A 22716-nucleotide genomic window follows, 5' to 3' on the forward strand; every position below is an offset into this window, starting at 1 on the left:
GCGTATAAAATAAAAAGGACTAATCGACCAGACGACTCATCGGAATATGAAACAGGTCAGAGAAGTTTTTGGTCGTCGCGACTGCCAGGGTTTCAATATCGACCCCTTTAAGCACGGCAAGGTAATCAGCGACATCGCGGGTGTAAGCGGGCTGATTCTCTTTGCCACGGAATGGCACCGGCGCGAGATAGGGAGAATCTGTCTCAACCAGCATACGATCCAAAGGGACATAGCGCGCGGCTTCGCGAAGTTGTTCAGCATTACGGAATGTCACGATGCCCGAGAAGGAAATATAAAAACCCATGTCGAGCAGTTTGGCCGCTGTAGCCTGATCCTCAGTAAAGCAGTGCAGAACACCACCGCAGCGCTCAACCTGCTCTTCACGCAAAATCGCCAACGTATCTTCACGCGCATCGCGGGTATGCACGATAATCGGTTTGTTCAGTGCAATACCGGTACGAATATGTTCGCGAAACGAAAGCTGCTGCTGCGCTTTGGTTTCTTGCTGATAATAGTAATCCAGCCCTGTTTCGCCCAATGCGACGACGCGCGGGTCAGCAGCCAGACGGCGAAACTCTTCAACATCGTAAGCATCTTCCTGATTGAGTGGGTGAACACCACAGGAAAGCGCAATATTTTCACGATCGCCGACCAGCGCTTTAAGCGTGTGGAAGCCAGGCAGTGTAGTAGCGATAGCTAGCATGAACTTGACGTCACGCGCTGCGGCTTTAGCGATCACATCATCCAGATCGCGATGGTGTTTTTCATAATCCAGGCCATCAAGATGGCAATGGGAATCAACAATAAACATACATTTTCTCGTTTGGTTTTAGCCGACCAGAGCAGGCTTAAGTTTATCAGCCCAGCTTAATAAACAATCGGTTAACAGTAATTCGCGGTTAACGGCAGCCACATGCAAAAGCTGTTCACGACATTGCATCCAGTCGCGGGCGCTGGTGTTAAGAGCACTGGCAGAAAAGTGCTGCGCCAATAGCGCGACCACATCCTGACGATCAACATTGCTTAACCACTGGGTTGCGCCTTGCTGCCACTTCATGGCGTCTAACAGTAACGACAACAACCACCCAATACGCACAGCTGCATCATCCGCGTTGAGCACGGATAGCAATTGCAATATATCTTGCTGGAGCGCGCCAGCTAATCCATCACAGAGTTTTTGACGCGCCTGTAAACGGCTCGGCTCCAGTAACGTCATCGCAGCTGCAGGCGCGCCCGCACTTAAACGCAACGCCGATAACAGTAATTCATCGTTTTGCGGCGACTGTTTTTTCAGCCATTGCAGACTTTGCGCTTCATCAGGAGGCGATAAATGCAACGTCATGCAGCGACTGCGTAGCGTTGCTAATAAGCGAGAAGGTTCACGACTCGTTAGGAAAAACCAGCTGTTCGCGGGCGGTTCTTCCAGGGTTTTGAGTAAGGCATTCGCTGCTGCTTCACTTAATTGCGCGGCATCAGGTAACCAGACGACTTTAGCGCCGCCCTGCTGACCAAAATGGTACATTTTTTCGGTTACCTGCCGAACCGCATCAATGCCCAGCGTGCTTTTGCCTTTTTCCGCTTCCAGCCGATACCAGTCAGGATGCGTATTGGCTTGCATTAGCTGACAGCCGTGACAATGACCACAACTTTTAAGCCCTTCTCGCTGTTGGCACATCAACCAGCGACTCATTCCCCACACCAGGGCGTCATCACCCATGCCATCAATCGCCTGAATTAACAGCGCATGATGTCCGCGGCCCCCCTGATGTTGACTGATGACCTGACGATAAGGCTGATTCAGCCAGGGATACCAACTCATGCGGATTGCCCTGCTAACCAGGAAGACAACGTCGCTTTAAGTGACGCGGTCACTTCTTTAAGGGGTTGAGTCGCATCTACGCTTAAGATTGTGGGATCGTTTTCAGCCAGCATAAGGTAGCGCTCACGGGTACGTTCAAAGAATCGCAGCGATTCTTGTTCAATGCGATCCAGCTCGCCTCGCGCACGCGCACGCTGTAAACCAATCTCGGGCGTGACATCCAGATACAATGTCAGATCGGGACGAAAATCACCCAGCACCGCGTCGCGTAAGGTATGCATTAGCTCAACGTCAAGACCACGTCCACCGCCCTGATAAGCTTGGGAAGAGAGATCGTGCCGATCGCCAATAACCCAGGCACCACGCGCTAAGGCTGGTTTGATAACCGTTTCAACCAGCTGAACGCGGGCTGCGTACAGCATGAGCAATTCTGCTTTATCTGTAACCTGTTCGCCTTCAATGCCTTGCTTAACTAATACGCGCAACTGCTCAGCTAAAGGTGTTCCGCCTGGCTCTCGTGTAAAAACAATATCCTGGATACCTTTCTCACGCAGCGTCTCAACAATCGCATTACGAGCGGTGGTTTTACCGGCGCCTTCAAGACCTTCAATGACGATAAACTTACTTTTCATTTTTTTCCTTCAACGCGAGCCGATAAGCCTGAACGGCACGATTATGGCTAGCGAGATTGGTGGTAAAGGTGTGCCCGCCTTTGCCATCAGCAACAAAATAGAGGTAATTGGTTTTTTCTGGATGTGCCGCTGCGTCTAATGACGCTTTGCTTGGCATCGCAATCGGCCCTGGCGGCAAACCGTTAATGGTATAGGTATTGTAATCGGTTGGTGCATCGAGATCTTTACGGGTCAGAGTGCCGGTATAGTTATCACCCATCCCATAAATCACCGTAGGATCGGTCTGCAGACGCATGCCAGTCCGTAAGCGGTTGATAAACACTGAAGCGACTCGGGCGCGCTCTTCGCTCACGCCCGTTTCTTTTTCAATGATCGAAGCCATGGTGACCAGCTGTTGCTGGTTTTTATAAGGCAGATTGTCCGCACGCCCTTTCCACACTTCATCCGTCGTTTTACTCATTCGCGTATGTGCCCGCTCAAGTATCGCCATATCGCTCGTGTTTGCAGTATAGAGATAGGTATCCGGGTAAAAACCACCTTCCAGCTGACTTTGTTCAACCTTGAGCTTGTCGGCTAATGTCGCGAACTGATCGTCTTGTAAAGTGTGTTTGATATAGGGCGCCGTGCGTAACGCACTCAACCATTCCTTGAGCCGCTGCCCTTCAACAAACCGTAGAGGAAATTGCGCCTCTTTACCGCTTGCTAATAGCTGCAGCAGGCTGCGCACAGTCATGCCTTGCTCTAGCCGGTAAGTTCCCGCTTTAAAGTTTGCTAATTCGGGTTCCAGCTTAAGCAACGCACCAAACCAGATGCTGTGCGGAATAATATGCTGGCTTTCAAGCTGCGCTTCTAATGCTACTCGTCCAGTGCCTGCCGGCAGCGTATAGATGGTTTCCTGATGCAACGTTAAAGGGGTCGACGCAAATTGTTTAACCTGCCAGTAACTAAAGGCAGCCGCGAGACCCAAAATCATCACTGTTCCGGTAAGAATTTTTTTACTTCGGCTCATGTTTCTTCCATTTTTTTACAGCTTTTCTGCAACTGGTTAAACAGTGTGCGTTGTTTAAAGTTCACCGCATCTATCTGTCTGACCGGTAAAACCGGCATCAACGCGTTACAAATAATCACTTCATCTGCCGCTAAAATCTCTGCAGGCTTGCTTTGAACTACCTGACACGTTTGGCCTGCTGCACTCAGTTGCGATAGCAGGTAGCGGCGCATAATTCCGTTAACGCCAGACGTTTCCAGCGTCGGGGTAAAGATAGCCTCACCTTTTCGCCAAAATAAATTGGCCGCGCAACATTCCACTACCCAGCCCTGAGTATCAAGCACCAAGGCTTCATCCGCATCTGTCTGGTCAAGATGAGCGCGGATCATCACCTGCTCAAGGCGGTTAAGATGCTTTAGCCCGGCAAATTGTGTGCTGCGCGCTAAGTTAATGGGGCTAATAGCAAGCTTTACACCTTGCTGCTGCAGTTGAATATAGTGCTGTGGCCAAGGCGACAAGGCTATTATTCGCGTAGGCTTACCGCAACCAATGCGGCTATAGCCCCGCCCGCCAACGCCCGCGCTAATGATCACTTTTAATACCGCCTGCTGCTGACGTTGAGCAGCATTGCGCATTTCATTTTCGAGCTGTTGCCAATCCACATCGTAAAGCCACAGCTGTTCACAACTCTCTTTTAACCGTTGTAAATGCCGTTCTAATAGCAGGATTTGCCCGTTTTTTATAGCAGCGGTGGTAAAACACCCATCGCCGAAATGTGCCGCACGATCACTGGCAGGAAGCTGATTTTGCTCGATACCGTTAATCCACATCCATCATCCTCCGGTTGCCTGTTTGTTCTATCTTAACGATTCAGAAAGATGTGATCAGTACCAGAGCGTGACTAAATATAAAAAAAGGCCCGCATTGCGGGCCTTTTTAGCAGAGCAGGTAGATCAAACTTTACGGAAAATCAGCGAACCGTTGGTACCGCCAAAACCGAAGGAGTTGCACAAGGTATATTCCAGACCATTTACCTGACGTGCCGTATGTGGGATGAAATCGAGATCACAGCCTTCATCCGGGTTATCGAGGTTAATCGTTGGTGGAACTACCTGATCACGCAGTGCGAGAATCGAATAAATTGACTCTACGGCACCTGCAGCACCCAGTAAGTGACCTGTCATTGATTTAGTTGAGCTCACCATGACGGTTTTCGCTGCTTCACCAAATACAGATTTCACTGCCTGCGCTTCCGCTTTATCACCCGCTGGCGTAGAGGTGCCGTGTGCGTTGACATAGCCGATTAGCTCTGGTGAGAGTTGTGCATCACGCAGTGCATTTACCATAGCGGCAGCAGCACCAGCGCCATCTTCTGGCGGAGAGGTCATATGATAGGCATCGCTGCTCATACCAAAGCCGACGACTTCCGCATAGATTTTAGCGCCACGCTTCTTAGCATGCTCATACTCTTCAAGAACGACCATGCCAGCACCGTCGCCAAGTACAAAACCGTCACGATCTTTATCCCACGGGCGGCTTGCCGCTTGCGGGTTTTCGTTACGAGTAGAGAGCGCACGCGCCGCACCGAATCCACCAACACCAAGCGGTGTACTGGCTTTTTCAGCACCGCCGGCCACCATAACGTCAGCATCGTTATACGCAATGATACGCGCAGCATGACCGATGTTATGTACGCCAGACGTACATGCCGTTGCGATAGAGATGCTAGGGCCTTTAAGGCCGTACATGATGGTTAAATGTCCCGCCACCATGTTTACAATGGTTGAAGGTACAAAGAACGGACTAATTTTACGCGGGCCGCCGTTTACGAGTGAAGTGTGGTTATCTTCGATCAACCCCAATCCACCAATTCCGGAACCAATTGCCGCACCTATACGACCAGCATTTTCATCGGTTACAACTAAACCGCTGTCCTGCATAGCCTGAATGCCAGCAACGATACCATATTGGATGAAGTCATCCATCTTGCGCTGATCTTTGCGCGAGATGTAGTCATCACAATTAAAATCTCTCACTAAGCCCGCAAAGCGTGTTGCGTAGGCACTAGTATCAAAATGGTCGATCAGGCTGATGCCGCTCTGACCGGCAAGGAGAGCACTCCAGGTAGACTCTACGGTATTGCCGACAGGAGACAACATGCCAAGACCAGTCACAACTACACGACGCTTAGACACGTTCGTCCTCCAGGGAGGGGAAAAAAGAACTATGTGGGACAAACATAAAACTCAGGCGGTCGAGTGACCGCCTGACGGTATTCATTAGGCTTTGTGGCTATTGATATAGTCGATCGCTGCCTGAACGGTGGTGATTTTCTCAGCTTCTTCGTCTGGAATTTCAGTATCAAACTCTTCTTCCAGAGCCATAACCAGCTCAACGGTATCAAGAGAATCGGCACCCAGGTCTTCTACGAAAGATGCAGAGTTGGTTACTTCTTCCTCTTTCACACCCAGCTGCTCACCAATGATTTTCTTAACGCGTTGTTCGATATCGCTCATACTATTTAATTTCCTATCAAAACTCGCTTTCGCGATGGTTTTCGTAGTGTATAAAATGTTGAAAAAGATGCAACAAAATCCCGGCTGGTCTAACCACGATTTACGTTATTTTGCGGTTTTTCCCGCAAATAATGCAAATGGTTTCGTGATTATCAGACCATGTACATGCCGCCATTGACGTGCAGCGTCTCACCCGTGATGTAGGCTGCTTCGTCAGAGGCTAAGAATGCAACAGCATTGGCGATTTCTTGCGCGTCGCCTAAGCGACCTGCAGGTACTTCCGCCAAAATACCAGAACGTTGATCTTCGTTCAGTGCCCGCGTCATGTCCGTTTCAATAAAGCCCGGTGCCACGACGTTGACCGTAATGCCACGTGACGCGATTTCACGCGCCAGTGATTTGCTAAAGCCAATTAAACCCGCTTTTGCTGCAGCGTAGTTTGCTTGGCCCGCGTTACCCATGGTCCCAACAACGGAACCAATGGTGATTATACGGCCCACGCGTTTTTTCATCATGGCACGCAAAACCGCCTTGGAAAGACGGAAGACGGAAGAGAGGTTGGTATCTAAGATATCCTGCCACTCATCGTCTTTCATGCGCATCAGCAGATTATCACGCGTAATGCCTGCATTATTGACTAAAATGTCCACTTCGCCAAATTCAGCGCGAATTTTCTCTAAAACGCTTTCGATCGATGCGGCGTCTGTCACGTTCAGCAGCAGACCTTTACCGTTGTCACCAAGGTAAGCACTGATTGCATCGGCACCGCTTTGGCTGGTTGCGGTTCCAACCACTTTAGCACCGCGTGCCGCCAGGGTTTCCGCAATCGCACGGCCAATGCCGCGACTCGCGCCGGTTACCAGCGCAACTTTACCTTCAAAACTCATGTTATTCCTCTTATTCCTGTCCTAGCGCACTTTTTAACGAGGCAGTATCGTTAACGGCTGCAGCAGTCAGGCTATCGACAATACGTTTGGTCAAACCGGTCAGGACTTTACCTGGACCCATTTCCATTAACTGTGTTACGCCTTGAGATGCCATCGCCTCGACACTTTCTGTCCAGCGTACCGGACTATAAAGCTGACGAACTAATGCATGACGAATCGCATCTGCATCCGATTCAGCTTTAACATCTACGTTGTTAATAACCGGAACAGACGGTGCATTAAAGGTAATGTCTTGCAGCGCAATGGCTAATTTATCAGCAGCGGGCTTCATCAACGCACAGTGCGAAGGGACGCTAACCGGTAAAGGCAGCGCACGCTTAGCGCCTGCAGCTTTGCATGCCGCACCAGCACGTTCAACGGCTTCTTTATTGCCGGCAATAACAACCTGACCTGGCGAATTGAAATTTACTGGCGAAACAACTTGTCCCTGCGCGCTTTCTTCACACGCCTGGCGGATTGCCGCATCATCCAGACCAATAATCGCCTGCATTGCTCCCGTACCTTCCGGCACAGCTTCTTGCATCAGCTTGCCACGCAACTCAACTAATTTAATGGCATCGGCAAAATTCAGTACGCCAGCACAAACCAGCGCAGAGTATTCACCTAAGCTATGCCCTGCCATCAAAACCGGTTGCTCACCGCCCTGCTGCTGCCATACGCGATAGATAGCGACCGATGCCGCCAACAGTGCTGGCTGTGTTTGCCAGGTTTTATTCAGTTCTTCGACCGGACCTTGGCTAACGAGCTGCCATAAGTCGTAGCCCAGCGTGTCAGACGCTTCGCGGAAAGTCTCTTCCACCAGCGGATAGGCTGCGGCCAAATCAGCCAGCATACCCACAGATTGTGAGCCCTGACCTGGGAAAACAAAAGCAAATTGCGTCATTTTCAGTTCCTGTCAATCAAAAGCGAACCAGCGCAGAGCCCCAGGTGAAACCGCCACCAAAGGCCTCCAGCAGAATGAGTTGTCCGGGTTTGATACGGCCATCGCGTACCGCTTCATCAAGTGCGCTTGGCACCGACGCCGCAGAGGTGTTGCCGTGGCGATCCAGTGTTACGACCACTTTATCCATGGTCATACCTAATTTTTTCGCCGTTGCGCTAATAATGCGTAGGTTTGCCTGATGGGGCACCAGCCAGTCGAGCATCTCACGATCGAGATTATTGGCCTGTAACGTTTCATCAACGATATGCGCCAGCTCAGTAACCGCAACTTTAAAGACTTCATTACCTGCCATCGTAAGATAGGCGGGTTGATCCTGCTTCGCACGATCCTGATAGGGTAAGGTCAGCAACTGGGCATAGCGACCATCAGCGTGCAGATGGGTTGAAATAATGCCCTGCTCTTCGCTCGGTCCGAGAACGACCGCGCCAGCGCCATCACCAAACAGAATAATAGTGCCGCGATCGTTGGGATCCAAAGTACGTGCAAGCACATCAGCACCAATCACCAACGCATGCTTAACTGCACCGTTTTTGATGTACTGGTCGGCAACGCTCAACGCATATGTGAAACCTGCACATGCTGCAGCAAGGTCAAAAGCTGCGCAGTCTTTAATGTCCAGCATTTGCTGAATCATACAGGCTGAGCTTGGGAAAGCATGGCTGGACGATGTTGTGGCGACGATAATCAGTCCAACATCATTGGCTTCAACACCCGCCATTTCAAGCGCGCGTTGGGCTGCTTGTGAACCCATGCTTGCAACAGTCTCATCTGGCGCTGCAATGCGTCGCTCACGGATGCCGGTACGGGTAACAATCCACTCGTCCGAAGTCTCAACCATTTTTTCCAGATCGGCATTTGTGCGAACCTGGCTGGGCAAATAACTGCCCGTACCGATAATTTTGGTAAACATCTAGGCTTTGTCACTCCTGGCTAATACAGCGTCTAGGCGCGCAGCAATTCGTTCTGAAACTTGCCGCCGCACCGCCTGCTCTGCCTGTTCTATCGCCACGGCGAACGCACACTGATTGGCTGCGCCATGGCTTTTGATCACTGTCCCGCGCAATCCTAACAGACAAGCGCCATTGTACTGGTCGGGGTTGAGATGTCCGAAGCGCTTAGCCAGACGTTTTTGGATCCAACGTCCCAGCAACTTCAACCACCATGACCGCTTTTTGCCTTCGCCTGATGATTTGAGCAGCGAAAGAAACATTCTTACCACGCCTTCCATAGTCTTCAACGTGACGTTTCCGACGAAACCATCACACACCAGCACATCCGTTTTGCCCGTGAGGAGTTCGTTAGCTTCAAGGTAACCAATATAGTTTATTTGCGGGGTTTCTCTTAGGGTTTCCGCTGCTTCGCGGATACTTTCAAGCCCTTTGGTCTCTTCCTGACCAATATTGAGAAGCGCTACGCGGGGTTTATTGATGCCAAGCACCTCTTCCGCCATTACCGCGCCCATCACCGCAAATTGCACCAACATTGCACTGTCTGAATTAACGTTGGCACCTAAATCTAACACCACTGTTTTGCCCTGCTGCTGATGAGGTAAAACAGACATCAGCGCCGGACGTTCAATACCCTTCAGCGGCTTCAACAGCATTTTTGCCAGACCCATCAATGCGCCGGTATTACCCGCACTGACGCAGGCTTGCGCACGCCCCTCTTTTACCAATTCTAACGCCACGCGCATTGAGCTGCCGCGACTGTTTCGGATGGCTTGAGCGGGCCGCGCATCACTTGCAATAACCGATTCGGCAGGAATGACCTGCAAACGCCCCAGTAAGGAGGAATCCGTTTTGGCAAGCAATGGCATGAGGGTGTCGGGATTGCCGACCAGAAGAAGGTATAATTGCGTATGAGAGGCCAGTGCCTGCAATGCTGCAGGCACTGTCACGCAAGGACCGGAGTCCCCGCCCATGGCATCAATCGCCAGGGTCAAACGTGTCAAGGTATCGCCTTGCTAAGCGCAAGTCTTATTTAACGATAACCTTGCGACCGCGGTAGTAACCATCCGCAGTGATGTGGTGACGCAGATGAGTTTCGCCAGAAACTTTATCTACTGACAGAGTTGCAGTGGTCAGCGCATCGTGCGAACGACGCATGCCACGCTTAGAACGGGTGGGTTTATTCTGTTGTACGGCCATGGACCTTACTCCTATTACTTACGCTTTAAACTGGCTAATACGGCAAATGGGTTTGGTTTTTCGACCTCTTCAGGCAATTTACCAAAGACCATGTCCGCCTCGGACACTTCACAGTGTTCAGAATCATGCACCGGAACGACAGGCAGCGCGAGGATCACTTCATCCTCAACGACGGCCAACAGATCGATTTCACCATACTCGTTGACATCGACCGGCTCGTACGCTTCCGGCAACGCTTCGGCCTGCTCTTCAGAAGAAACAGGGCTAAAGCAATAGCTTACGTGGACATGATGCGGAAACACCTGGTTGCAGCGTTGGCAGCGCAACGTCACTTGTACATCAGCAGTACCAGTCAGTACTGCCAGACGTTGGTTGTCTACCGCAAACGACATGGAGCATTCTACATCACTGTCCACACTAACGACCGACTCGGCCACGCGCTCCACCTGTACAGGTGTGTACACACCTTGATAATCAAGGCGTTTTTGAGCGGTGCGGACGGGGTCCAGCGTTAGGGGTAATTTTACCTTTTGCATAGGGCGCGCATATTAACTTTGTAATCTTATAGAGTCAAAGAAAAAGGCCGGTTTACAGCATCTTTCAACCACTATTCGCATCCAGTGCGGCACACAGTTTAAAATGACTGTCACCAATTCGCTATCAATATTGAAAAAAAATGACGGCATCGATTCTTTTAGCATCCACCTCACCCTTTCGTCAGGCGTTATTAACCAAACTCGGTCTGACCTTTGTTACCGATTCACCCAACGTTGATGAAACAGCGTTACCCGGAGAAAACGCCGAAACATTGGTGAAACGTCTTGCAGTGGCAAAAGCCCAGGCGCTGGCAGAAACCTATCCTGAACACTGGATTATCGGTTCAGATCAGGTTTGTGTGTTAGATGGAGAAATTACTGGCAAGCCGCATACCGTAGAAAATGCGCATAATCAATTACGCGCAGCCAGCGGTAATCGCATAACCTTTTATACAGGTTTAGCGTTATACCATCCCAGTAGCCAACGTTTAATCCAGTGTTGCGAACCGTTTATCGTACATTTCCGTGATTTAAGTGACGATGAGATCACAAATTATATAAAGAAAGAACAGCCGCTTCAGTGCGCAGGCAGTTTTAAAAGTGAAGGGATGGGGATTTGTTTATTTGAACGTCTTGAAGGACGCGATCCAAATACGTTAATTGGCTTACCGCTTATTGCGCTCAACGCGATGTTGCGAGAGGCAGGCATCAATCCCTTGCTGGACTGATGCCCAATGCGTCAGCTTTTTTGCTGACGCAGCTTCTCCAGACAACGTTTTAATCCATCATCCAGCGGCGCTTCCATTCGCATGATTTCGCCAGTATTAGGATGCGTAAACGTCAGCGCAGCCGCGTGCAAAAACAGGCGTTTCAGCCCCGTCGATGCCAGCTGGCTATCAAAATCACGCTCACCGTAGCGATCGTCAAACGCAATAGGATGTCCAGCATGCAGCGTGTGTACACGAATCTGATGGGTTCTTCCCGTTACTGGGCTGGCCTTAACCAGTGTTGCAAACTCAAACCGCTCTTCAACCTTGAAACGCGTTTCTGAGGGTTTACCTTCTGCATTCACCCGCACAACACGTTCGCCACTTTGTAAAATGTTTTTGAGCAGCGGCGCCTGCACCACTTTCAGATGCGAAGGCCAGTTGCCACGCACCAATGCCAGATAATCTTTCTGCATGCCTTTTTCACGCAACTGCTCATGCAGCGAACGCAGCGCTGAACGTTTTTTGGCGACCAGCAAAATACCGGACGTGTCGCGATCAAGACGATGAACCAATTCAAGGAAGCGCGCTTCCGGGCGCAACGCACGCAAACCTTCAATTACGCCGAAGCTCAAGCCGCTGCCGCCGTGCACTGCAGTTCCTGATGGCTTATTCATCACCAACAAATAGTCATCTTCATATAAAATGGCATCGGCCAGCGACGCCACTTTTGCCAGCTTGGGTGAGACAGCATCTTCGTCACGCTCAGCCACGCGTACGGGCGGGATACGCACTTCATCGCCCTCTTCCAGTTTGTATTCGGGCTTGATACGTTTTTTGTTTACCCGCACCTCACCTTTACGGACGATGCGATAAATCATGCTTTTTGGCACACCCTTGAGTTGGGTGCGCAAAAAGTTATCAATTCTTTGACCGGCATTTTCAGCCGTGATGGCGACAAAGTGTACGCCAGGATTCTCTGTTTTCATGGCGGCGATTCTAAATAGTGTCCCCAGATAGCGCCACCCCTTTTTCTGTGCTTAACTCTTTCGTGTTGCTGGTTTAAGCGAATCGGATGCTGTTTTTTTCAACGATGCGCCTAATCACCCGCCATATTAGCGAGTTAAATGTAAAGAAACTTTATCAGGCTGTTAAAGTCGCCTTGCTATATGAAGGTTAGCAATGGAATAATGCTTAAGTTTCTTACCTTGAGAGTTTCAAGGCAGAAAACAGCGAAATTAGTCATTTTGCCGGATTGAGCAGACACGCAGCAATGGCGTAAGACGTAATGCGAAATCAGGCACTTAGCGGGCTGCGGGTTGCGGCCTGGACAGAAGTTTGGAATGCACGGGTTTTCAAATTCTCTCTGGCATTTCCACTATCTGGTGCTGTTATTCCTTATGAAAAACAGGCCACCGACGTTATTTGCGCCCCCCGCGCGGTCGACAACCGTGAGATTGACGACATTGCACTCAGTCACGGGGCCATCGGTTGATACTCGTCCAGGGTAACTATGCCCGCAGCTTTAATCACTCATGAAAGAATAACGAGTAAGTCACGATGAAAAGAATGTTAATAAACGCAACTCAGCAGGAGGAGTTGCGCGTTGCCCTGGTTGACGGTCAACGTCTGTACGATCTGGATATCGAAAGTCCCGGACACGAGCAGAAAAAGGCCAATATCTACAAAGGTAAAATCACCCGTATTGAACCCAGCCTTGAAGCTGCGTTTGTCGATTACGGCGCTGAACGTCACGGTTTCCTCCCTCTAAAAGAAATTTCCCGCGAATACTTCCCAGCCAGTTACAACTCACATGGTCGTCCGAACATCAAAGACGTATTGCGTGAAGGCCAGGAAGTGATCGTTCAGATCGATAAAGAAGAGCGCGGCAATAAAGGCGCAGCGTTAACCACCTTTATCTCTCTAGCGGGCAGCTATTTGGTACTGATGCCAAACAACCCGCGTGCGGGCGGTATCTCGCGTCGTATCGAAGGCGACGATCGCACTGAGCTGAAAGAAGCGCTCTCAGCGCTGGAACTGCCAGAAAACATGGGTCTGATTGTGCGTACCGCTGGTGTCGGCAAATCAGCCGAATCGCTGCAGTGGGACCTCAGCTTCCGCATCAAGCACTGGGAAGCGATCAAAAAAGCCGCTGACAGTCGCCCTGCTCCGTTCCTGATTCATCAGGAAAGCAATGTGATTGTGCGCGCCTTCCGCGATTATCTGCGCCAGGATATCGGTGAAATTCTTATCGATAACCCAAAAGTTTTGGAACTGGCACGTCAGCATATCGCTGCGCTGGGCCGTCCAGACTTCAGCAGTAAAATTAAACTGTACACCGGTGAAATCCCGCTGTTCAGCCATTATCAGATTGAGTCTCAGATCGAGTCCGCTTTCCAACGCGAAGTGCGTCTGCCATCAGGCGGTTCGATTGTTATCGACAGTACCGAAGCGCTGACCGCGATTGACATCAACTCAGCGCGTGCAACGCGTGGTGGTGACATCGAAGAAACCGCCTTCAACACCAACCTTGAAGCCGCAGACGAAATTGCGCGTCAACTCCGTCTGCGTGACCTTGGTGGCCTGATTGTTATCGATTTCATCGATATGACCCCGGTTCGCCATCAGCGCGCGGTTGAGAATCGCCTGCGTGAAGCAGTTCGCCAGGATCGCGCCCGTATTCAAATCAGCCATATTTCACGCTTCGGCCTGCTCGAAATGTCCCGTCAGCGCCTGAGCCCGTCATTGGGCGAATCCAGTCATCACGTCTGCCCACGCTGTAGCGGTACCGGCACTATTCGTGATAACGAATCGCTGTCACTCTCTATTCTGCGCCTGATTGAAGAAGAAGCGCTGAAAGACAACACCAAAGAAGTTCACGCGATTGTTCCGGTTCAGGTTGCCTCTTACCTGCTGAATGAAAAACGTGAAGCGGTTAATGCTATTGAGAAGCGTCAGGGTGGCGTGCGTGCGGTTATCGTCCCGGATGATCGGATGGAAACACCGCACTATTCCGTGTTGCGCGTCCGTACTGGCGAAGAGACACAAACCCTTAGTTATCATTTGCCAAAGCTGCATGAAGCAGAAATGGCGATGCCGTCTGAAGAAGAACACGCTGAACGCCGTCGTCCAGAGCAGCCTGCTCTTGCTGCTTTCGTGATGCCAGATGCACCACCAGCGCCTGTTGAAGTTGCGCCTGCAGCGCCAGTTGCAGAAGCGAAACCCGCGGTTAAAGCGGCACCAGAAGCGCAAGCAAACGCAGCAGCCAGCACCGGTTTCTTGGGTCGCCTGTTTGGTGGGCTTAAAAAGCTGTTTGCCGGTGAAGAAACGCCTGCCGCTGCGCCTGCACCTGCTGTTGAAACCGAAACTGAGCCGAAAAAAGCCAGTGACGATGAAAACGGTAATCAGCGCGGCGATCGTCGTAATAACCGTCGTAATAACAATCGTCGCGAGCGTACGCCGCGTAACGGTGATAATGCGCAAGCGCGTGATAACCGCGAACCGCGTGAAAACCGTGAACCGCGTGAGAATCGCGAACCGCGTGAAAACCGTGAGCCGCGTGACAACAATGGTGATAATCGCCGCAACAAGCGTCCTTCAACGCCGAACGACGTGCGCGAAGAGCGTCCAGTCCTGAGCGATGAAGCACGCCAGCAGCGTGATGAGCAGCAGCAGCAACGCCGTGAGCAGCGTGCCGAGCGCCAGCGTCGTCGTCAGGAAGAGAAACGTGCCCAACAGGACGCGCCAAAACCTGTTGAAGTTGCATCGGTTGACATCATTGAAGCCCCCGAAGCGCTGGAAGATGAGCGCGTACAGGTGCTGCCGCGTCGTAAACCGCGTCAGCTTACGCAGAAAGTGCGTGTGGGTGATGCCATCGAGCAGCCGCTGGTTCAGGCTGAAGCGCCAGTCAAGCAAGAAGAAGTGCGCCAGGTTCAACCGCTGATTGAAGCGCCGCAGGTAGAAGAGCAGTTGGATGATACCGAAGGCCGTGACAGCAACAACATGCCGCGCCGTTCACGTCGCTCACCGCGCCATCTGCGTGTAAGTGGACAGCGTCGTCGTCGCTATCGTGATGAGCGTTATCCAACGCAATCTGCTATGCCATTAGAAGCTGCCGCAGCTTCACCGGAAATGGCTTCAGGTAAAGTTTGGGTGCGTTATCCTGTCAGTCAGGCTAATGAAGAGCTGGCGACACAAGATACTCAGAACGAAGCGCAAGATTATAGCCGTCAGGAAACGGCCGCTGCAGTGGCAACTCCAGCTGCAGTTGAATCAACTGAAGCCGTTGCACCACAACAGGAGCCGGTTCAATACGCTGAACCACAAGCTGAAACCCCGGTTGCCATCGTGAATACAGATGACACCACGGCTATCGAAGCGCCAGTTAATGAAGAGCCTTCAGTGATTCCTGCTGCTGCAGAAGCTAAAGCAGAAGTTATTGCTGAGCAGGCAAAACCCGCTGCTCCGGTGATCGAAGCGCCTTCAGTACAGCAACCTGATGCAGTTTCTGATGCAGTTTCTGAGCCAGCGACCGAAACCGAACGTTCTACTGCGTTCACAGCCCCGGCCACTGAGCAGCCAGCAGAGATTGCTGAGCATTCAGCCGTTGAAGTCAGTCCGCGCCTTGAAGCACAGGTTGAAGAAGTGCTGAATGCGCCAGTTGCAGCGGATGCAGACGTTACGCCAGTAAGCGAACCGCATGCACCAGTCGCAGCGCGTGATAGCGCCCCTGCTGTGCCAAACGATGGCACTCGCTGGAAGCACTTCGCTTCTGCGCCGATGACCAAGGCACCTGCGCCAATTTGGCAGCCAGAGCCTGTTCGTCATAGCGACTGGGTACGTCCGACTTACCAGTTTGACGGAAGAGGTTCCGCTGGCGGTCACAGCGCAACTCACCAGTCGACCGCGCCGGCCACCAAGCCGTAAGCATTACACATGCATTAAATCCAACCCCGGCACCTGCCGGGGTTTTTTATTGCTTACAACGTGGCGCGGCACATGAAATCACAGATAAAAAAAATCCCACTGCCTCTTGTGAAGGCCGTGGGAGAAAACAAGCGCATCCGGTTAAAGTACGCTTAAATTTGCAGGTCAGATTAGGAATTCAGTTGGAACAGCGACAGCTGAGACATATCAGTAAAGGTCTTATACGCTGCCTGAAGTGCAGTCTGCTGCATGGTGTAGCTAGAGATCGCCTGAGTGTAATCAACGTCAACTAAGTCACTCATCTGGGTACTGTAAATCACGTCGCGATCGTCGCCTTGTGCATCCAGCGTATCAAGCTCGGAGAGCTGCGTACCAATCGTAGAACGTACGCTCAATACGTTGTTCAGGGAGTTGCTCAAACCACGGTTGGTTTTATCCATTGCATCCTGAAACGTCTTTTGGGTCGCCTCATCTGCATCAGCTTGCGGCACTTTCAGGGCAGCGATGGCGCTGTCCAACATGGCAAACAGATTGGTTTCACTGGCGCTACCGTCTGGCTCTGCCGTGGAGTTGCCGGTGATTGACATAAAAATATCATCACCCGTATGGCCAACCGTCATTGTGCGGCTGCTGTCCACTTTCTGTGTGATAGCGTCAGTTCCACCGGCATAGGTCACGCCCGTCGTCGCATCATCAACAAAAGGGGCACTGTCCGTTTTATATCCGGCAAAGATATAGCGGCCATTACCATCTTTACTGTTAGCCTGATTGAGCAACTGTGCACGTATTCCTTCCAGCTGCGTTGCGATTGAGCCACGGTCGTCATCACTCAAGGTACCGGTTGAGCCATAAACAATCAGCGTTTGCGCATCCTGAATACTGCTCGTCACGCTGCTTAACGCATTCTCTTCCATCGACAAACCCTGGCTGGCAAAGGTGCGAGCCACAGCATACTGGCTGCTTTGCGCCTGCGTTTGCGACAACACTACCGAGCGCGATGCTGCAATAGGGTCATCAGAAGGATTTGTTACGCGGCGACCGCTGGAAAGCTGTTCGCCGACTTTCAGCCAGGAAGATTGCGAATCGGTAATACCGCGCACCTGCTGGTTAAAGATCATGTTGGTACTGATACGCATAGTGTCCTCTACCCTTAGCGGATGCTCATCAAGGCATCAAAAATGGCGCTGGCGGTTTGCAGCACTTGCGCATTCGCCATGTAATATTGCTGATACTTAGTCAGGTTGGCGTACTCTTCATCGAGGTTAACGCCGGAAACAGATTGCTGGCGATCGGTGAGCTGATTCACTACGTTTTCCTGCGTGGTGCTGGCGGTCTCCAGCGAGCTGGTTTTGTTCCCCACGGTGCTGACGATACTGGCGTAAGCCTGTGCCAACGTCGCGTTGCCGTTCACCACATTAGCATCTTGTAAATCCAGTAGTTTCTGCGCGTTACGGTTGTCGCTTTCACCGCCAGTGGCACCCGCAGCAGCAATCTGTGTTTCATCAGTGATCGCTACCGACATACCCGCGATAACGTTTTGCACGGGCTTCACGACAAAGCTGTCGTTTTTTGCCGCAGTGCCGCTTACGTTCAGGGTCAGGCCATCAAAACTCAGCGTAGTGTCGGTGCCAGAGGTCACAGGCGTTAAGCTGATTTTTACATTGTCAGACGCGCGTGTAGCGGTCCAGTTTGTACCGTCATAACTTACGGTGTAGTTAGAGGCTTTCAGCGCGCTGCTGTCACTCCACTCCGCTGTCACGGTCGCGCCAGGTTGGCTGTTCTTGCTGTTGCTCAATACGGTCGGGCTGCCGATGTTAAAGAAATCCACACCCTGATCGCCGTTGCTGTCAAAACCTTCTTTATGCACTTCGTTGAAGCTGGTGGTAAACGCCGCCGCCAGTTGCCCCAGCTGGTTCTGCGCCAGATCAAGATCCTGAGTACGGAACGCTAATATTCCTCCCAGCGAGCCGGTAGTCAGCAATTTTTCTGGAATCTCAACGTTGCCCGCGGTTTTATCGACGTAGCCCACGGTGGTGCGGGTTGGATCGCTGCTGGAATTCATCGCCACTAAATCAGTGGATTTGTTGCCATTCACCAGCGTCAGGCCGTTAGCCATGGACACCACGTAAGCGCCATCCTGTTGTGAAACTGACACGCCAACGACGTTATTCAGGTCATTGACCAACTGATCGCGTTGATCGAGCAGGTTATTAGGCGCATCGCCATTGCCGGTAGTCAGTTTGGCAATTTGCTTGTTTAGATCGGCAATCTGCGTCGTGTAAGTATTGATCTGATCAACACTTGAGGTGACATCGGTATTAACGCTGCTTTGCATGTTGGTCAGGTACTGAGAAGTACTCTGGAACTGATTGACCAAACCCTGAGCATAACTGAGCATGGATTGGCGCGCAGAAGGATCATCTGCGTTGCTCACCACGTTCTGCAGGTTGGTAAAGAAACTTTGAATAGACGTCGACAGGCTGGTGGTTGAGGTCGACAGCAGATCATCGATATTTGATATCTGATTATATTGCGTATTAACCGCGCTATAAGTCGCACTGGAGCCTCGCAACTGTGATGTGATGAACTCATCATATTCACGCTGCACACCGCTGATATTTACACCGTTGCCGTAATAGCTGCTGCCCTGCAACGTGCTATTAGCCTGCGCCAAAATAGTGGTTTGACGCGAATAGCCCGCCACAGTGTAATTAGTGATGTTATTGCTGGTGGTGCTTAATGCAGCCTGCGCGGCACTCAATCCGCTCATAGCGGAGTTAATTATGCTGGACATCTCGGTTCCTTACATTCCCCGTCAACCGGGCTGGCAGTCATCAATCTGGGTGCCAACGCGCACAAGCGCCCTTGGCTTATGATGTTGTTATCGGCGTGCTTAAGTGAAACTTGAGGCAGATTTATCAGAACAAATCGTTTAAATCCTGGCTATAAGCCTTGACCACCTTTTCACCCATGTTTTTGAATTGCTGGATCATTCCCACTAATTTTTGGGCATATTTAGGATCGGTAGCGTAACCCGCAGCCTGTAAAGCTTGCGCGCCCTGTTCGGCGCTTGAGGCGTTGGCAACCGCGGCATAGCGCGGGTTATTTGCGATCAGCTTGACGTAGTCGGTTAACGCTTCGAAATAGGAGTTGTAAACGCGGAAGCTGGCGCGCACTTTTTTGGCTTCGCCCTGTTCATATTCCGTGGTCATGATATCGGTGGTTTCACCTTTCCAGCCGCTGCTGGCCTTGATACCGAATACGTTGTAACTCGGCTTACCGTCACGCGTGAGGATTTGGCGCTGCCCCCAGCCTGACTCCAGCGCGGCCTGTGCCAGAATCAGATGATGCGGTATACCACTTTGCTGGCTGGCAGCCTGCGCTGGTTGTGCAAGCTGGGCGATAAATTCACTGCTGTCGCTGGGCAAGTTGGTTGGCGATACCGGTAAACGCGGCATCGCTTTACGCACCATTTGCTCAAGCTGTTGTGCGGGTGGAACGGCGTTCAAAATAAAACTGTTATCCAGTTTCATCGGCACCGTGCCAGCGCTTTCATCGGGCGCTTTGGCGGGCATCATCTGTTTGACGATAGTCTCCGCCAGGCCGAGGCCGCGCTTACTCATTTCCTGCCCAAGCTGCTGATCGTACATTGAAGTGTAAAGCCGCGTCTGATCGTTGCTTAAGATGCCATCTTGCGGTGACGCCTCACGCATGCTTTTCAACATCATCTGCACGAACATGCCTTCCACCTGGCGTGCCACCTGCAACGCTTTGCCTTTCGGATCGTTGCTTGCCTGACGCTTCAGTTCATTCAGTGAGCGGCTGTCATAAGCCGCATTCATCAGCGATTGGGTATCAACCATTAGATAATTTCCACTTTGGCACGCAAACAACCGGCGGTCTGCATCGACTGTAGAATCGACATCAGTTCGATAGGTGACGCGCCCAAGGCATTCAGTGCACGCACCACGTTGTTCAGGTTGGCGCTGGCACTAACACGCTGCAATGCGCCGCCGCTTTGACGCAGATCGATCTGTGTTTGTGGCGTGACCACGGTTTGGCCGCCCGCCAGTGGCGTATCAGGCTGGCTGACGTTCTGCTGCTGATTCACCGTCACCGACAAGTTACCCTGCGCAACCGCACAGGTATTCAACGTCACTTCGCGATTCATCACTACCGAACCGGTACGCGAGTTGATGATCACTTTCGCGTCTTCAATTGGAATCGCCACATCGATGTTCTGGATCTCGGCCAGCAGACGCACTTGCGCGCCATTATTTGGCGAAACGCGCACCTGCACTGTGCGCGCATCCAGTGGCTGGGCTGCACCATAACCGCCACGTGCGTTAATCGCATCAGCGATACGCTGCGCCATCGAGAAGTCTTCGCTGTTCAGCTGCAGGTTAATGGTGTTCTGTGAGCCGAAATTGCTCTGCAGCTCGCGTTCAACGGTTGCGCCGCTGGTAATGCGTCCGCCGTTCAGCTGGTTAACCTGTACGCTGCTGCCGCCTGCGGATGCACCCGCACCACCGACTAAAATATTCCCCTGCGCCAATGCGTAAACTTGATTATCGACGCCCTTCATTGGCGTCATTAATAGCGTACCGCCACGCAGGCTTTTCGCATTACCCAGTGAAGAAACCACCACATCCAGCGTTTGGCCTTGACGGGCAAATGACGGTAATTTAGCGGTGACCATCACGGCCGCCACGTTTTTCAACTGCATGTTAGTGCCGGTTGGCACGGTAATACCCAACTGCGAAAGCATGTTGTTCACCGTTTGGGTGGTGAACGGCGTTTGCGTGGTCTGGTCACCGGTGCCATCAAGACCGACAACTAAGCCATAACCCAACAGCTGGTTTTCACGTACGCCCTGTACAGTGGTCAGATCGCGGATACGATCGGCTTGGGCCAGCAGGCTCACGCCCAACAACAAACCTAAACCGAAACGCAGTAGCGTTAACTTTTTCATCGTAACCTCTTACATCGGCGAGATGTTTAAGAAGAAGCGTTGCAGCCAACCCATGGACTGCGCTTCGTTGATATAACCGTTACCGACATACTCAATACGTGCATCGGCGACCGCTGTCGATAACACCGCGTTGCTGGCGCTGATGGTGCGTGGATTCACCACGCCCGAGAAGCGAATGAACTCGGTGCCCTGATTAATCGCGATCTGTTTTTCGCCTACAACGTGCAGGTTGCCATTCGACAAAACCTGATCCACGGTGACGGTAATCGTGCCGGTAAAGGTGTTATTGGCAGAAGCGCCGCCTTTGCCTGCGAAATCATTTTTACCTTCTGCGCTCAGGTTGGCTTTTTCGCCGCTGGCGCCGACTAAACCGGCCAAAGCCGTTGGCACGGTGGACAAACCAAAGCTGTTGCTGCCGTCACGGCTGGCATTCGCAGAGGAGCTTTTACTGGCGCTGACATTCTCTTGCAGCGTGATCGTCAGCGTATCGCCAATATTGCGTGGGCGACGATCTTCAAACAGCGGCTGGTAGCCGTAGTTCAGGGGCGCGACACCCTGGAAAATAGAGCCGTTCACCACAGGTGGTGCAGAGGGCATTGGCTGTGCCGTAGTGGCCCCTTCAACCAGCGGCGTGCGCGGCACTAATGCGCAACCGTTAAGAGTCAGCAGCAGCGTGGCTACTAACCAATGTCCAGGCTTGAGAATCTGTTGCTTCGCCACGGAGTCACGACCTTATAAATGTCTATTCTTCAGGCCAGCCGAAGCTGGCCGTAATCACCAGCGTTACAGCTGGGTTAATTTCGCCAGCATCTGATCGGAGGTACTGATCGCTTTGCTGTTGATCTCATACGCACGTTGCGTCTGGATCATGGAAACCAGCTCTTCCGCCACGTTAACGTTGGAGGTTTCGGTATAACCCTGATACAGCAGACCGGCACCGTTCTGGCCAGGCGTGCTGTCAGTTGGCGCGCCAGAAGCCTGCGTTTCCTGATAAAGGTTTTCACCTACGCTGTCGAGGCCGGCATCGTTCATAAAGGTGCTCAGCGTTAACTGTCCAACTTGCGCAGCCTGGGTTTGTCCCTGCTGCGTCACACTCACAACCCCGTCACGCGCAACGGTAATGCTGGTGGCGTTTGCCGGAATGGTGATGCCAGGCTGTACTGGAAAACCGGAGTTGGTCACCAGCTGACCGTTTTGATCAACCTGGAACGCACCATCGCGGGTATACGCAGAGGTGCCGTCTGGCATCTGAATCTGAAAGTAACCTTGACCATTAATCGCAATATCTTTCGAGTTGCTGGTCTGCGACAGGTTGCCCTGCGTATGTAAACGTTCGGTAGTCACCGGACGTACACCCGTACCAATCTGTAAACCGGACGGCAGCGTAGTCTGCTCAGACGACTGCGTACCCGGTTGACGCATGGTTTGATACATCAGATCTTCAAACACGGCACGCGAACGCTTAAAGCCATTGGTGCTGACGTTTGCCAGGTTGTTGGCAATTACGTCCATGTTCATTTGCTGTGCATCAAGACCCGTTTTGGCGATCCATAAAGAACGAATCATCTTTTTATCCTCGCGCC

Annotated in this window: 22 protein-coding genes; 2 read left to right on the forward strand and 20 right to left on the reverse strand. The window is 51.8% G+C overall.

What is annotated here, in order from left to right:
- Positions 1–19: 19 nt before the first annotated feature.
- The 13 genes from MUG06_RS07045 to yceD all read right to left on the reverse strand — a co-directional run bounded on the left by MUG06_RS07045 (position 20) and on the right by yceD (position 10528).
- Complete coding sequence (locus MUG06_RS07045) at positions 20–811, reverse strand: metal-dependent hydrolase (RefSeq protein ID WP_243078153.1); 792 nt, start codon at positions 809–811, stop codon at positions 20–22.
- Between the two features lie 18 nt (positions 812–829).
- Positions 830–1819: a DNA polymerase III subunit delta' gene (gene holB / locus MUG06_RS07050; protein WP_243078154.1), complete on the reverse strand. Its 990-nt coding sequence runs from the start codon at positions 1817–1819 to the stop codon at positions 830–832.
- A complete protein-coding gene (gene tmk, locus MUG06_RS07055; RefSeq protein WP_243078155.1) occupies positions 1816–2451 on the reverse strand; it encodes a dTMP kinase in 636 nt (211 codons plus the stop codon). The genes holB and tmk overlap by 4 nt, the downstream gene beginning before the upstream one ends.
- Positions 2441–3460, reverse strand: a complete 1020-nt coding sequence (gene mltG / locus MUG06_RS07060; RefSeq protein WP_243078156.1) for an endolytic transglycosylase MltG — start codon at positions 3458–3460, stop codon at positions 2441–2443. Before mltG ends, tmk begins: the two co-directional genes overlap by 11 nt.
- On the reverse strand, positions 3457–4269 hold the full coding sequence (gene pabC, locus MUG06_RS07065) for an aminodeoxychorismate lyase (RefSeq protein ID WP_243078157.1): 813 nt from the start codon (positions 4267–4269) through the stop codon (positions 3457–3459). Before pabC ends, mltG begins: the two co-directional genes overlap by 4 nt.
- Positions 4270–4392: 123 nt before the next feature.
- Positions 4393–5634 carry a beta-ketoacyl-ACP synthase II gene (gene fabF / locus MUG06_RS07070; RefSeq protein ID WP_215847067.1) on the reverse strand — a complete coding sequence of 414 codons (1242 nt, stop codon included), beginning with the start codon at positions 5632–5634 and terminating at the stop codon, positions 4393–4395.
- Between the two features lie 84 nt (positions 5635–5718).
- Positions 5719–5955 carry an acyl carrier protein gene (acpP, locus tag MUG06_RS07075; protein ID WP_215847068.1) on the reverse strand — a complete coding sequence of 79 codons (237 nt, stop codon included), beginning with the start codon at positions 5953–5955 and terminating at the stop codon, positions 5719–5721.
- A 152-nt stretch (positions 5956–6107) separates the two neighbouring features.
- Positions 6108–6842, reverse strand: coding sequence for a 3-oxoacyl-ACP reductase FabG (gene fabG / locus MUG06_RS07080; protein WP_215847069.1), 735 nt, complete (start codon positions 6840–6842; stop codon positions 6108–6110).
- A gap of 10 nt (positions 6843–6852) precedes the next feature.
- On the reverse strand, positions 6853–7785 hold the full coding sequence (gene fabD / locus MUG06_RS07085) for an ACP S-malonyltransferase (RefSeq protein ID WP_215847070.1): 933 nt from the start codon (positions 7783–7785) through the stop codon (positions 6853–6855).
- Between the two features lie 16 nt (positions 7786–7801).
- On the reverse strand, positions 7802–8755 hold the full coding sequence (locus MUG06_RS07090; RefSeq protein WP_215847071.1) for a beta-ketoacyl-ACP synthase III: 954 nt from the start codon (positions 8753–8755) through the stop codon (positions 7802–7804).
- Positions 8756–9796 carry a phosphate acyltransferase PlsX gene (plsX, locus tag MUG06_RS07095; RefSeq protein ID WP_243078158.1) on the reverse strand — a complete coding sequence of 347 codons (1041 nt, stop codon included), beginning with the start codon at positions 9794–9796 and terminating at the stop codon, positions 8756–8758.
- Between the two features lie 25 nt (positions 9797–9821).
- Positions 9822–9992 (reverse strand): 50S ribosomal protein L32, encoded by a 171-nt coding sequence (gene rpmF, locus MUG06_RS07100; protein WP_013025362.1) that lies wholly within the window; start codon positions 9990–9992, stop codon positions 9822–9824.
- A gap of 14 nt (positions 9993–10006) precedes the next feature.
- Positions 10007–10528 carry a 23S rRNA accumulation protein YceD gene (gene yceD / locus MUG06_RS07105; RefSeq protein ID WP_215847073.1) on the reverse strand — a complete coding sequence of 174 codons (522 nt, stop codon included), beginning with the start codon at positions 10526–10528 and terminating at the stop codon, positions 10007–10009.
- Between the two features lie 140 nt (positions 10529–10668).
- Here yceD and MUG06_RS07110 point away from each other — a divergent pair, with 140 nt between their 5' ends.
- The gene (locus MUG06_RS07110; protein ID WP_215847074.1) at positions 10669–11256 is read left to right on the forward strand and encodes a nucleoside triphosphate pyrophosphatase; all 588 of its coding nucleotides are present in this window, start codon (positions 10669–10671) and stop codon (positions 11254–11256) included.
- 11 nt (positions 11257–11267) lie between these two features.
- Here the strand turns inward: MUG06_RS07110 and rluC are convergent, their stop codons facing one another.
- Positions 11268–12224 carry a 23S rRNA pseudouridine(955/2504/2580) synthase RluC gene (gene rluC, locus MUG06_RS07115; RefSeq protein WP_215847075.1) on the reverse strand — a complete coding sequence of 319 codons (957 nt, stop codon included), beginning with the start codon at positions 12222–12224 and terminating at the stop codon, positions 11268–11270.
- Between the two features lie 571 nt (positions 12225–12795).
- Here rluC and rne point away from each other — a divergent pair.
- Positions 12796–16161, forward strand: a complete 3366-nt coding sequence (rne, locus tag MUG06_RS07120) for a ribonuclease E (RefSeq protein WP_243078159.1) — start codon at positions 12796–12798, stop codon at positions 16159–16161.
- A gap of 170 nt (positions 16162–16331) precedes the next feature.
- Here the strand turns inward: rne and flgL are convergent, their stop codons facing one another.
- From flgL to flgG, 6 genes are all read right to left on the reverse strand, one after another.
- A complete protein-coding gene (flgL, locus tag MUG06_RS07125) occupies positions 16332–17297 on the reverse strand; it encodes a flagellar hook-associated protein FlgL (protein WP_215847077.1) in 966 nt (321 codons plus the stop codon).
- Positions 17298–17311: 14 nt separating this feature from the next.
- Positions 17312–18955, reverse strand: a complete 1644-nt coding sequence (flgK, locus tag MUG06_RS07130) for a flagellar hook-associated protein FlgK (protein WP_215847078.1) — start codon at positions 18953–18955, stop codon at positions 17312–17314.
- Between the two features lie 124 nt (positions 18956–19079).
- Positions 19080–20024 carry a flagellar assembly peptidoglycan hydrolase FlgJ gene (flgJ, locus tag MUG06_RS07135; RefSeq protein WP_215847079.1) on the reverse strand — a complete coding sequence of 315 codons (945 nt, stop codon included), beginning with the start codon at positions 20022–20024 and terminating at the stop codon, positions 19080–19082.
- On the reverse strand, positions 20024–21133 hold the full coding sequence (locus MUG06_RS07140) for a flagellar basal body P-ring protein FlgI (RefSeq protein ID WP_215847080.1): 1110 nt from the start codon (positions 21131–21133) through the stop codon (positions 20024–20026). The genes flgJ and MUG06_RS07140 overlap by 1 nt, the downstream gene beginning before the upstream one ends.
- Before the next feature lie 9 nt (positions 21134–21142).
- Entirely contained in the window at positions 21143–21853 is a 711-nt protein-coding gene (locus tag MUG06_RS07145; protein ID WP_215847081.1) for a flagellar basal body L-ring protein FlgH, read from the reverse strand.
- A gap of 63 nt (positions 21854–21916) precedes the next feature.
- Complete coding sequence (flgG, locus tag MUG06_RS07150) at positions 21917–22699, reverse strand: flagellar basal-body rod protein FlgG (RefSeq protein ID WP_215847082.1); 783 nt, start codon at positions 22697–22699, stop codon at positions 21917–21919.
- Between the last annotated feature and the right edge of the window lie 17 nt (positions 22700–22716).

This window comes from Pantoea sp. MQR6 (assembly GCF_022761075.1).
GTDB classification, from domain to species: domain Bacteria; phylum Pseudomonadota; class Gammaproteobacteria; order Enterobacterales; family Enterobacteriaceae; genus Pantoea; species Pantoea phytostimulans.

Bases quoted from the DNA above. Each gene is read 5' to 3' on its own strand.
- MUG06_RS07045 (WP_243078153.1), bottom strand. From the start codon at position 811: ATGTTTATTGTTGATTCCCATTGCCATCTTGATGGCCTGGATTATGAA.
- holB (WP_243078154.1), bottom strand. From the start codon at position 1,819: ATGAGTTGGTATCCCTGGCTGAATCAGCCTTATCGTCAGGTCATCAGT.
- tmk (WP_243078155.1), bottom strand. From the start codon at position 2,451: ATGAAAAGTAAGTTTATCGTCATTGAAGGTCTTGAAGGCGCCGGTAAA.
- mltG (WP_243078156.1), bottom strand. From the start codon at position 3,460: ATGAGCCGAAGTAAAAAAATTCTTACCGGAACAGTGATGATTTTGGGT.
- pabC (WP_243078157.1), bottom strand. From the start codon at position 4,269: ATGTGGATTAACGGTATCGAGCAAAATCAGCTTCCTGCCAGTGATCGT.
- acpP (WP_215847068.1), bottom strand. From the start codon at position 5,955: ATGAGCGATATCGAACAACGCGTTAAGAAAATCATTGGTGAGCAGCTG.
- fabG (WP_215847069.1), bottom strand. From the start codon at position 6,842: ATGAGTTTTGAAGGTAAAGTTGCGCTGGTAACCGGCGCGAGTCGCGGC.
- fabD (WP_215847070.1), bottom strand. From the start codon at position 7,785: ATGACGCAATTTGCTTTTGTTTTCCCAGGTCAGGGCTCACAATCTGTG.
- MUG06_RS07090 (WP_215847071.1), bottom strand. From the start codon at position 8,755: ATGTTTACCAAAATTATCGGTACGGGCAGTTATTTGCCCAGCCAGGTT.
- rpmF (WP_013025362.1), bottom strand. From the start codon at position 9,992: ATGGCCGTACAACAGAATAAACCCACCCGTTCTAAGCGTGGCATGCGT.
- yceD (WP_215847073.1), bottom strand. From the start codon at position 10,528: ATGCAAAAGGTAAAATTACCCCTAACGCTGGACCCCGTCCGCACCGCT.
- MUG06_RS07110 (WP_215847074.1), top strand. From the start codon at position 10,669: ATGACGGCATCGATTCTTTTAGCATCCACCTCACCCTTTCGTCAGGCG.
- rluC (WP_215847075.1), bottom strand. From the start codon at position 12,224: ATGAAAACAGAGAATCCTGGCGTACACTTTGTCGCCATCACGGCTGAA.
- rne (WP_243078159.1), top strand. From the start codon at position 12,796: ATGAAAAGAATGTTAATAAACGCAACTCAGCAGGAGGAGTTGCGCGTT.
- flgL (WP_215847077.1), bottom strand. From the start codon at position 17,297: ATGCGTATCAGTACCAACATGATCTTTAACCAGCAGGTGCGCGGTATT.
- flgK (WP_215847078.1), bottom strand. From the start codon at position 18,955: ATGTCCAGCATAATTAACTCCGCTATGAGCGGATTGAGTGCCGCGCAG.
- flgJ (WP_215847079.1), bottom strand. From the start codon at position 20,024: ATGGTTGATACCCAATCGCTGATGAATGCGGCTTATGACAGCCGCTCA.
- MUG06_RS07140 (WP_215847080.1), bottom strand. From the start codon at position 21,133: ATGAAAAAGTTAACGCTACTGCGTTTCGGTTTAGGTTTGTTGTTGGGC.
- flgG (WP_215847082.1), bottom strand. From the start codon at position 22,699: ATGATTCGTTCTTTATGGATCGCCAAAACGGGTCTTGATGCACAGCAA.